Source organism: uncultured Streptomyces sp., from assembly GCF_947488945.1.
In the GTDB taxonomy this organism is placed as follows: domain Bacteria; phylum Actinomycetota; class Actinomycetes; order Streptomycetales; family Streptomycetaceae; genus Streptomyces.
Window position 1 is genome coordinate 1 of record NZ_CANLBS010000046.1, and the last position, 10,303, is coordinate 10,303.

A 10,303-nucleotide genomic window follows, 5' to 3' on the forward strand; every position below is an offset into this window, starting at 1 on the left:
GGGGACCGACCGCAGCGGCCGGTCCCCCGCGGTCGGCCTCCGACCGGCAGCAGGGCCGGTCCCTCGGTGTTACGGCTACGCGTGCGGGTTGTGAAGGCGGCGGCGTGCAGGCGGTGGCCGTCAGGGGTGGCGGGGTTCATGGCTGCGGGCGGGGCGCGGGGGTGCGGTCCGGCGACGACCCGGTCGCGGGCGGCGGGACCGGGGCGGGGGCCGGGGGCGGGGCGGTCGCGGGCGGCGGGACCGGGGCGGGGGCCGGGGGCGTGGCGGTGGTGAGGCGGTGGCGGTAGGCCTTCTGCCGGCACGAGGGCCGGCAGTACGCCGAATCCGCACGCCCAGACGTGACGGGCTGTCCGCAGGCGCCGCACGGGCGGCCCGACCCCCGGCCGCCGTGACGGTTGCGCGTGAGGGAGGTCCGGCAGGCACGTGAACACGTCGTCCCCTTCAGCAGCCGTTCCGCGCGGCGGACCACGACGAGACCGCAGGCGATGCAGGGATCCGGGGGCAGGATGGAACCCCGGCCCGCCAGGTCCAGCCACTCGGCCTTCCCTGTCCGCCGGTCGGCGGCCGGCCGGGTCAGCCCGGTGACCGGATCCGGCGCCCCCTTCGCGTAGCAGGCCGCGCAGATGAGGAACGTCCCGTGGAAGCGGCGGTCGTTCTTCTTGGTGGTCCCGGTGACGAGGTGGGCCGGTCCCTGCGCTGTCAGGCTGCCCGCGCACATGGTGCACCGGCGGGATTCCTCACGTGTAGCCATAACGGGCCAACGACCCGCACGCCGATCCGTAACGGCGCGTGCGGGCGGAGCTCGTACGGGGGACGCCGGCCCCCGGTCTTCGCCTGGAACCGCAAGACCGCGCACGCACAGCCGTAAGGCCCGGTAGCCACGCTCCGGGTCTCCGGGCGGCGGCCGCAGACGCGCATGCGCACGCGTAGCCGTAACGACGGGCGCGGCCGTGGCGGCAGGGGCGCGGCCCGCCGACGGCGCGGCCGTGGTGGCGGAGGCGCGGCCGTGGTGGCGGCGCGGCCGTGGTGGCGGCGCGGTCGCCCGCTGGGCGTGTAGGGCGCCCCCGGCAGGCAGCAGGCACCGGGCGGCGGGCGGGCGGTGCGACCGCGCACCGGCCGGGGCCGGACAGGCCGGGCGGCGCCGCCCGGCCCGGGACGGCACCGCGGCGACCGGCGCGGCGGCGGAAGCGGCGCGGCGACCCGGGCGGACGGCGAGCGGCCCGGCTGCGTACCGGCGGAGCCGGCCGTTTGCACGGCACCGGGGCGGCGGTTGCCGGGCCCGGCGGCCCGGCGGACGGCGAGCGGCCCGGCGACGGCGAAGACGGGGACCGGCCGGCATCTTCCGCGGAAGCCGGGCCGGGGTCCGCACGAGGTCGGCCAGGCCCCCGGGGTGGGCCGTCGGCGGCCGGGGCCCGGCGGTGAGGACGGCGCGGGCGGACCCCCGGTGCCCGACGCCGGCCGACCGGAACCAGCAGTGCGAAGGCCGCCCCCTGCCTACCGGCCGGGTCCGGTCCGGCGGGCGGGCGGGCCTGCGGGGCAGGCGGGCTGGGCAGGCTGGGGCCTGCTGGCGGTGGGCGGGGACGGCGACTCCACCGGAGCGGCTGGGGCGCGGCCGCGGAGCTGGGGCGGGAGCGGTCACGGCAGGGGCCGGCCGAGCGGCGGCACAGCTGCGGCGACGGATGGTGCCGCAGTCGCGGAATCGGGGCGGACACGCCGAAGGGCCGGAGGCGCGCTCAGCACCTCCGGCGCCTCCGGTTCGCGTACAGGCTGGTGCGGTGGCTCCGTCCCGGTCGTGGTTCTTGGCGCGCACCCCCGCCGGGACCGTACCGGCCTACAGGGAGGTGAGTTCGAGGGTGAAGGTTCCGGTGCGGCTGCTGATCCCGTTGAGGGCGCAGTTGAGGGTGTCCAGTGTGGGGCCGACGTTGACGACGACCGCGCTGTCACCGGCGAACAGGCCTGCGGTGACCGCGCCCGTGCCGACGGAGACGATCTGCCCGGCGGCGTTGTTGTTGACGTAGTTCACCAGCAGGGTGCTGCTCTGGCCGTTGTTCCAGTTGATCGTGAGGGTGGCGGTGGACGGGGAGGCCACCGTGAGGCAGGACCGGGTCGCGTCGAACGAGATGTTCATGGTCCCGGTTGTGATCGCCGGGTTGGTCGACAGGCACGGACCGAGCTGCCTGACCGTGTTGATGTGCACGGACTGCGGGGTGAGCGTGACGGGCGGGCTGTAGGTCGTGGTCTCGGTGCCGAGCAGGCACGTCGCGTCCGCGACTCCTGCCGAGGCGGGGGTGGCGAAGAGCAGGCAACTGGCCGCTGAGGTCACAGCGGCTGCCAGCAGGGCCATGGGGCGAAAACGCGGGCGCATCGGGGCCTCCAAGTCTCAAGCCCTCGTACGGAGGGCCGTCCCTCCGTTGTGACAGGCAGGGCAGCGAATGGCCATAGCCCGATATAACCGGTTAGTTATGGTTAGGGTCGGGTTTCTGACTCCCGGCGCGTCCGGCGTCCGGACGGTCGAGTACCGGGAGCAGAGCTGCAGCCGCACACAAAACTGGATCGCCACCAGCCTCGCCGCGCTCAATGTCTCCCTGGCGGAGGCCCTCGCGGATGCCGCGTCCGTGGGCTCCGCCCAGTGGCAGGAAAACTTCCTGTCCCAGGTCACCGAACGCGCTTGAGCGCCCCCATGCGTGTCGTGGGCACGGGGGCCCTGGGGTGCTGCTGGTCCGTCAGCGCGGCCGTGAAAGGTGGACTGGTTCAGCAGAGGATCACGAGAGAGGTGACGGCGGTGCAGGAGCCGCTGCTGGTGTTGTTGGCGGGAACGGGGTCGGTCGTGATGGCGGATGCGGTGGTCGAAACGGGCAGTGCGCCGAGGGAGAGGAGGGTGAGCTGGGCGGTGTAGATGAAGGTGCTGGTCTGGCCGGTAGCCAGGGTGGAGGGAGTGCAGGTGACGGTCTTGGCGGTGGCGTCGAAGGCGCAGGGGCCGGGGAGCCCGGTCACGGCGCTCACCTGGCTGGGCAGGGTCGTGGTGAGGCTGACACCGCTGGCGGTGTCCGGGCCGTTGTTGGCAACCTGGGCGGTAACGCCGATGGTGCTCCCCAGAGCGGACCCGGTGAGCGAGGTGCTGGAGAAGAGATCGGCCTGCGGGGCGGCGGTCACGGTGACTATCGGGCCGGGCTGGACGGGGGTCTCGCCGGAGAGGCTGCCGATGTTGTAGTACAGGTCGAACTCACCCGGGGAGGTACCGGGATCCACCCGGAGGGTGAGGAAGCCGGACACGGTTCTGGGGCCCGTCGAACCGCCCAGCGACACGAAGTCCTGGGTGGCCAGCTCACCGCAGGAACCAAAGCTGTTGGTACAGGAGACGATCGAGGTGAAGTCCGGCAACTCTCCGAGCGCGGAGTCCTTCACGCTGAAGAGCGCCCGCGCGTTGGTGCCGGCGGGCACGTCGAGGGTGAAGTTGATGGTGAAGGTCTCTCCGGCCACGACGGTGGACGGAGTGGCCGTGACGGTGTCGGCGGCGTGGGCCTTGCCGGGCACGGCCACGATCATGAGGGCGGCCATGAGGGCCGTCATCAGGCCGGCCAAGACCCGGCCTCCGGGGAACGCGAGACGCATGAGGTGCACGGGTGGGACTCCTTCGTCGGTGTGGGTGTGGGACGGAGACCGGCCGGCCCGTGGCCAGGCGAACCAGCAAGGGGTGTCGCGGCTTCCGCGCGCCTCTTGAGCCGCGGGGGCGAAGGCGTACGGCGCGGGCTGCAGGACGTGACGCCAGGAACCTGGCATGCAGTGAGGATCGGTTCGGGTAGCCGGGCGCCAAGCGGTTACGACAACCCGGGTACGGTCCCCTCCGATCGGCAGGCGGTGACGTCGGCGGATGTTTGCCCGGTGACACCGGTGGACAGCGGCCGGGACGGAATGCCAGAGCGGCAGCGAAGTGCCGCTCGGCCAGAGGCCCGAGGAATGACCGGAGAAAGGGATCGACCCTGGGGCCTGACGGTGGTTCCACCCTCTTACCGACACAGATACGTGCATATAGTCCGTCCGGAGGAGCGCACTCCGTCCCCATGGAGGGTGGTACGAGCGCAGGCGGTGCGCCCGCCCCCGCCGGGAGGAAGCGTCCACCACGACCGACCCAGAAACCGCGCCCTGACCGGCAAGACAACGGCTCTGGTGCGCCCGACCGTGGCGTGCCAGGGAGACGGCAGCGCCCGGTCGCGGTGGCCGGGGCGGTTGCCCGCCGGGTCCGGGCGGGGCGGGGCCTACGGGGTCGAGATCGCGAGGCGGGCGACCTGCCCAAATCCGTCCACGACGAGGCCCGCGCGGCGGTCGGGTCTGTCGGGGCGGTGGTCGTGGGCCAGGAGGACGTCGCCGGGTTCCGTGCCGAACTCGAACGCGCCCGCCAGGAACACGCCCTGGCGCTCGCGGAGGCCGAGCACGACCGGCAGCTCGCGCAGGCCGAGGCCGCGCACCTGCGGGAGCAGCTCGAGGCCCGAGTCGAGCACATTGCGGACCTGCAGCAGGCGCCGCGGGCGCTGACGCCCGCGCCGGACCGTGCGGTGATCCAGCCGTCCGTGCCCGGCCAGGCACACCCCGCCGCCCCTCCGGCCCGCGAGCCGGAGCCTGAGCGGGGGCCGGGGCCGCAGGTCGAGGCGGGGGACGGGCGGTGCCGGTGGTGCCGGCGGGCCTGAGTGCCCGCAGGAGAGCGGAGAGGCCCGGCCGTGACGGCCGGGCCCGCCTACTGCCTACCGGCCGCGGCCGGTCCGGCGGGCGGGGGCGGGCCGGGCGCGTTGTTGGCGGTGGGCGGGGACGGCGGCCTCCGCCGGAGCGGCCGGGGCGCGGTCGGCCGCCGGGGTCAGCGCGGCCGCGGTGGTGGTGGAGCGGGAGCGGGCGGCGGCCGGGGAGACGCGGGGGCCGGTTGCGGGTGTGCCGGGCGGGGTGGTCAGGGCGGTGAGGGTCGCGGCGAGCAGGCGGCCGGTGAGCCCGGAGGCGGGTCCCTGTTTCCAGGCCGGGTGGTCGGCCAGGGTTTTCAGGCGGGCGCGCAGGTCCTGTTCGCCGTCCGGGCTCAGGCCGGGCTCCCCTTCCGGGGTGCGGGCGGTGCGGAGCATGCGGCAGGCGAGCAGGGGCCAGGCCCGTGCGCCGACGAGGAGACCGGTATCCCGGTCCGAGCCGAGCGTCTCCTTCAGCTTGTCGTTTAACCCTCAGGCCGCTCCCGGGTGGATCAGTCGATCCAGATCAGCATCGCGTGACCGGCGGATGCGGCGCCCCGGAAGAACTCTGTCAGGGGAGTGAAGAGGTCGCTGGCCCACTCCAGTGAGGCAGGCGAGTCCCAGATCTGGGGGTAGACCTCGGCCTTCGCGAGTTCGGAGGGGTCGACACCCTGAATGAGCTGGTCATACGTCGTCCGGTGCAGGGTGTCAGCTGCCAGCTGTACTCGCTCTGGGGTCAGGTACTGCGGCGGTCCGTAACCCCAGTCATCGGTGGCGAGGGGTTCCTCGCCGTGGACGACGTCGACGGGGAAGGTCGAGCGTTGCAGGAGGAACCCGAGCAGGTGCCATGTCTGGTGTGTGGTGAAGTGCCGAGCCTCGGCCGGTGCAGGCTCACCCTCCGCCCGCGCGTCCTGAATCTCCTCGACGAGGCCCCACGCCCACTCGGGATCCTTCAGGGCCCGGTCCAGTTCGGCAGGCGTGACGCGCAGGTACTCCCCGTTCATGCTCATGGGCGGCAGCATACGGAGCGTGTCCGACAGTGACGTCGGTCGACCCCGAACCGGTACTCACTCTGTGCGGCGGGGCTTGGTGCCCTTCTTGTGGTGAGCTGGCCGGACGTATGCCTCGCCAGTGGCAAGCACTCGCCCGACGTCGTGACGGGGTGCCGGTCGCTGGTTCTTCGAGCCCGGCGGCCGCCCCGGACCTGGGCGGGAAGGTTTTGGTGCACTGGCTGGTGAGCCGGTCTTCGCACGTAGGTTCCTGAACCCCCTGCGGACCCTGGCCGGCGTGAGCTTGTTCGGTTCGGCCGGTCTTTCCCAGGGGCGACGAAGGTCGTGTGCCAGCGGGCGGGCGAGCCGGAGCTGAGCATGGGCTGCGACGACGATCCAGGTCCAGCGGTCGGCTGCGTCCGAGTTGCGGAGCCGTGGTCGGGTCCAACCGAGGGTCTGCTTGAGCAGCCGGAACGTGTGCTCCAAGTCGAAACGGCGGAGGAAGGATTGCCAGCAGCGGTTCACGTCATCCGGGGCGGCGCCGGTGCCGGACCACCACAGCCAGACCGGCTTGTTCACCCCTCCACTGGGCAGCTTCTCAACCCTCAGGCGGATCACGGTGCCCGCGATGATTGGTAACGGACCCTCGTGGTCGATCCACGCCGCCCGCCGGGTCAGCCGCGGGTGGAGCCGGTCCCACGCCTGCGCGGTCGCCGTCCCGTACCGGGTGGTGCTGGTCTGGGTCACCGCGGTGACCTCACCCCAGGTGGCCGGATCGCCAAAGACGAACTCACCGCCGTGCTTGGGCGGCCGACCGCCCTGCGGCGGGCAGATCCACGGCACCGGGACAGCCTTGCGCATCACCCGGTCCGAGCGCATCCGTCCCAAGATCTCGACGGGGAGGTTGGCCAGGAGGTGGGCAATGCGGGGTGCGTCGTAGCCGGCGTCCAGCACGACTAGGACGTCCGGGTCACCGGTCCGCCACTGCCCGGCCTCCACCAGGCGCTCGACGACGTCCCGAACCTGAACGGCGGTGACTGCGGCGACATCGGCGCCAGGCTCCAATCGGATCGCGTCGAGGAGTGCGGTCCAAGACGTGCGGCCGGTCTCCAGCGCGGCGACGATCGAGTATGGCCAGCCGGGCACCATCTGGTGCTTGCCCAAGCCCCGGCCGAACGTGTGGCAGAACGACCGGTCCGAGGATGTGTCGGCGTCTGGCCGCAGCCACGGGGAGACGTCCACTGCCAACACCAGCCGACCATCGGAGGCCCGGGGCAACGGCAGGCCGGCCAGCGTCCGCCGCAACCGAGCGACGTCGATCCGGCCCCGGTTGATCCCGGCATACAGGGCCCCGTGCCCACGCCGGTGTTCAGGCGCGAGTGCCAAGTCCACGAGAGTGCGAACCGGACCATCGGTGCACAGCAGTGCGTCGCACAGCTCGAACAGCGTGTCGGCCCGTGAGGCCAGGCACGCATACAGCTCCGACCGGAACTCCGACACCTTCTCAAACGCTTCGCGTTGGACGCTGTGCTCGACCAGTCCCACGATCCCGGCTTCCGTGCGGCGTTGACTGCTGAGCACAGGTTCAGGCTCCGGCCTCGCACCCGTCCGGTGAACAGGGAAAACACCGACCAAGTACGAGCCTCGTTCGACGTCCGGGGTTAAACGACAAGCTTAGCCACGACGTCGGCCCACCTCCGCTCGCGCGGAGAGCACATGGGTGGCGCATAGTTACGCGGGTCAATTCCCGGCCCACCTCCGCTCGCGCGGAGAGCACAGGCCGCGGACGCCGACCTTCAGCGCGGCGACCGGCCCACCTCCGCTCGCGCGGAGAGCACTGATCCAGGAACGCGTCGGCGTCCGCCTTCTTCGGCCCACCTCCGCTCGCGCGGAGAGCACTCCGCCGACCCGGTCACGCCCTCGGGTGAGTCCGGCCCACCTCCGCTCGCGCGGAGAGCACACGTACCCGGCAGCCGCGGCGACGATCGCGGACGGCCCACCTCCGCTCGCGCGGAGAGCACTGGTGGTCGCGGCCGGGCCGGGTGCACGCCTGCGGCCCACCTCCGCTCGCGCGGAGAGCACTGCTCCGGAGTGGCGGCGTCGGCGGTGGACGCCGGCCCACCTCCGCTCGCGCGGAGAGCACCCGCCCGGCTGGGCCCTCGGCGCGCGGTCCCCCGGCCCACCTCCGCTCGCGCGGAGAGCACGTCGCGATCGCGGTGTACGAGATGATCGCGACCGGCCCACCTCCGCTCGCGCGGAGAGCACCTTCGCGACCTGGCCTGACACAAGCGCTTTGCAACTGCTTTACCCAGCTTCCCCGTGCTGCCGTACGGCAGTGTAGGCCGCCGATCACGGTCGTCTCAGCTCAACCTCCCAGCTCACAGACAAACACCACCACCAGGGAAAACAGGGGGAGTGACCTCCCAGGCTTCCTGAGAAAAACAGACAACCCAGACACCTGAAAGGTGAGCTGGGAGACCCTGGGAGGCGGACCGGGGCACGCTCCGGAAGCCGCTGTGCGGCGTTCTGACGGCTCCGCTCGCCCACCTCGGACCCACGGGGGGCCCCAGAGCGGCAGAAGCGCGCTCACGGCGCCGAGGAGCAGCGGCCCAAGCCGATGAACCCTTGGCCCACCTCCGCTCGCGCGGAGAGCACTGCCCGGTGGCAGGTGCCATGCCCGGCGTTGGCTTACAGCAGGATCCCGCGGGCGATCCACGTGGCAAGCGTGTTCACTCCCAGGAAGCTGAAGACGGGGTTCATGAGCGTGGTGAGCCATCCGACGAACGTGATGACCTGGACCACGATGAGGGCGCGGCGCGGCTCGTCCTCCACCAGGATGTATCGCGGTCCCAGGAGAAACATGATCACCACCAGACCGAAAAAGGGGCCGAACAGGGCGATCACGGCGGTCAGGGCCATCAGAACGATGCTGGGGCCTGGGTCCGCCTCCAGTGCGGTCGTGAACGTCAGCCAGAGCACCCAGCCGAGGTAGGCCATCGCCGCTACGGGGATGTAGCGGCTCACAAGCGGCGGCTTGTCCGGTACTTGCGCAGCGGTGCCCCAGGGATGGGAGACGGGGCTGGGTGGGTTGGGGGCCGGCGGCCGGATGCCGCCGAGATTCTGGGTCCAGCGTTCAGGGTTCTGGCGGATCTCGTTCTGGCGGGCGGCGAGCCCTTCGCGGAGCTGTGCGTAGAAGTCTGGGTCGTCGGGAGGATCGGCCGCGTGGTCGGAACCTTGGGCGGGTCCGGCTTCGTGGAGGTGCCCGGCCTGCTGGGCAGCCGGGGTCTCCCGGACCCCTGTGGCAAGGGCCGGCTCCTCGGTGCTGACCTGCGTTGACACCGCGGGAACCTGTTCCTCGATGAGCCGCCGGTTCTGCTCGCGCAGGACGTCGACCTCCCCGCGCAGCAGGCGGGCCTGCTCCTGCTGGTCGGCGAGTTCGGCCTCGATCTGCCGGGTGTAGCCCTGGGCGTGTTCGAGGTTTCTGTTCTGCTTCTCGATCTGGTCGAGGGCTTGTTCCAGTTGGCCGGTGAGTCGGGCCGTCTGATCCTCGAGTTCGGTCAGGCGGGCCGCCTGGTCCTCGAGTTCGGTCAGGCGGGCCGCCTGGTCTCCCAGCTCGGTCAGGGCGGTGCTGTGCTCATCCTTGAGGCGCGCGAGATCGGTCTGGAGCTGGGCAAGCTGGGTGGCCGGTGAGCCACTGGCAGTGTGAGCCGCCCGGCACAGGTCCTCCAGCCTGCCGTACGCCTGATCGTCCATGGGGTGGCCCTGCCCGGCCAGGAAGGCTCGGAGTTTCGGCAGGTCCGCGGCGCTCAGGATGCGGTCCCCGCTGAGGTACCGGGACACCGTGGAGTAGGCGACGGGGACAGCGTTGGCGATCGCTCTCTGCGTGCCGCCCGCGGCGAGGTACCCGGCAACGGCCTCCCGCAATGCTCCCGCGTAGGCCTTCGCCGGAACGCCCCCGTTCTCCGTACCGTCCATCCGCTCCCCCGCCCCCGTCCCCCGTCCCGAACAGGTTCACTTCCACGTCCGGGTCCACGATTCTCCTACACCCCGCAGAAGAGGCGCCATCACACGAACAGCCAACCTGTGCAGGCGCGTTGACAACCATCGGGAACACGCGGTTCCCACTCCCGCACCCCCGGCCACCGCTCGAAGCTGACATCAGCGGCCGCACAGGGCGGAACGCGAACCCGAGCGAACGAGGTCACCCCGATGCCTGTTTCCCCGAACCTGGTCCCCGCGTCCGTCACCGCCGTGTCCGGCCTCGCGACCGTCATGGCCGGCGCCCCCTGGTGGAGCACCCTCATCTGCCTCACCCTGGCCCTCGCCGCGACGTCGGTCCAGACCCTCTTCCCCCAGGACTCCCCCGACCGGCTCACCTGGTGGACCAACCACCGCGCCCACCGCCACCTCCGCCGCAACACCCGCCGACAGCAGAACACCCCGCCCACACCGCCCGCATGACACCCGCCCCCGCCCGCCCGCCGCGCGGGGCAGCGGGCGGACGCGCGCGGGGCAGCGGGCGGACGCGGGCGGGCGCGCGCGGGGCAGCGGGCGGACGCGGGCGGGCGCGCGCGGGGCAGCGGGCGGACGCGGGCGGGCGCGCGCGGGGCA

The 10,303-nt window shown here is 72.4% G+C and carries 9 protein-coding genes and 1 CRISPR repeat array; of the genes, 2 read left to right on the forward strand and 7 right to left on the reverse strand.

Going from position 1 to position 10,303, the window contains the following annotated elements:
* Nucleotides 1-1,831: 1,831 nt before the first annotated feature.
* Nucleotides 1,832-2,365, reverse strand: coding sequence for a hypothetical protein (locus tag Q0994_RS33540; RefSeq protein WP_299542444.1), 534 nt, complete (start codon nucleotides 2,363-2,365; stop codon nucleotides 1,832-1,834).
* A gap of 97 nt (nucleotides 2,366-2,462) precedes the next feature.
* Between Q0994_RS33540 and Q0994_RS33545 the strand changes: the two genes are divergently transcribed.
* The gene (locus tag Q0994_RS33545; RefSeq protein WP_299542446.1) at nucleotides 2,463-2,672 is read left to right on the forward strand and encodes a hypothetical protein; all 210 of its coding nucleotides are present in this window, start codon (nucleotides 2,463-2,465) and stop codon (nucleotides 2,670-2,672) included.
* A 79-nt stretch (nucleotides 2,673-2,751) separates the two neighbouring features.
* Here the strand turns inward: Q0994_RS33545 and Q0994_RS33550 are convergent, their stop codons facing one another.
* The 6 genes from Q0994_RS33550 to Q0994_RS33575 all read right to left on the reverse strand — a co-directional run bounded on the left by Q0994_RS33550 (nucleotide 2,752) and on the right by Q0994_RS33575 (nucleotide 9,667).
* Nucleotides 2,752-3,612, reverse strand: a complete 861-nt coding sequence (locus tag Q0994_RS33550; protein ID WP_299542458.1) for a DUF11 domain-containing protein — start codon at nucleotides 3,610-3,612, stop codon at nucleotides 2,752-2,754.
* Between the two features lie 644 nt (nucleotides 3,613-4,256).
* On the reverse strand, nucleotides 4,257-4,499 hold the full coding sequence (locus Q0994_RS33555; protein WP_299542448.1) for a hypothetical protein: 243 nt from the start codon (nucleotides 4,497-4,499) through the stop codon (nucleotides 4,257-4,259).
* 240 nt (nucleotides 4,500-4,739) lie between these two features.
* A complete protein-coding gene (locus Q0994_RS33560) occupies nucleotides 4,740-5,102 on the reverse strand; it encodes a hypothetical protein (protein ID WP_299542450.1) in 363 nt (120 codons plus the stop codon).
* Nucleotides 5,103-5,215: 113 nt separating this feature from the next.
* The gene (locus Q0994_RS33565) at nucleotides 5,216-5,713 is read right to left on the reverse strand and encodes a YfbM family protein (RefSeq protein WP_299542452.1); all 498 of its coding nucleotides are present in this window, start codon (nucleotides 5,711-5,713) and stop codon (nucleotides 5,216-5,218) included.
* A 57-nt stretch (nucleotides 5,714-5,770) separates the two neighbouring features.
* Entirely contained in the window at nucleotides 5,771-7,237 is a 1,467-nt protein-coding gene (locus Q0994_RS33570) for an NF041680 family putative transposase (RefSeq protein ID WP_299542460.1), read from the reverse strand.
* A 142-nt stretch (nucleotides 7,238-7,379) separates the two neighbouring features.
* Nucleotides 7,380-7,957: direct repeats of the CRISPR family, unit length 29 nt; unit sequence CGGCCCACCTCCGCTCGCGCGGAGAGCAC.
* Nucleotides 7,958-8,380: 423 nt separating this feature from the next.
* Complete coding sequence (locus tag Q0994_RS33575) at nucleotides 8,381-9,667, reverse strand: hypothetical protein (protein WP_299542454.1); 1,287 nt, start codon at nucleotides 9,665-9,667, stop codon at nucleotides 8,381-8,383.
* A 234-nt stretch (nucleotides 9,668-9,901) separates the two neighbouring features.
* On the opposite strand from Q0994_RS33575, the gene Q0994_RS33580 reads away from it, so the two are divergent.
* Complete coding sequence (locus tag Q0994_RS33580) at nucleotides 9,902-10,153, forward strand: hypothetical protein (RefSeq protein WP_299542456.1); 252 nt, start codon at nucleotides 9,902-9,904, stop codon at nucleotides 10,151-10,153.
* Nucleotides 10,154-10,303 lie beyond the last annotated feature (150 nt).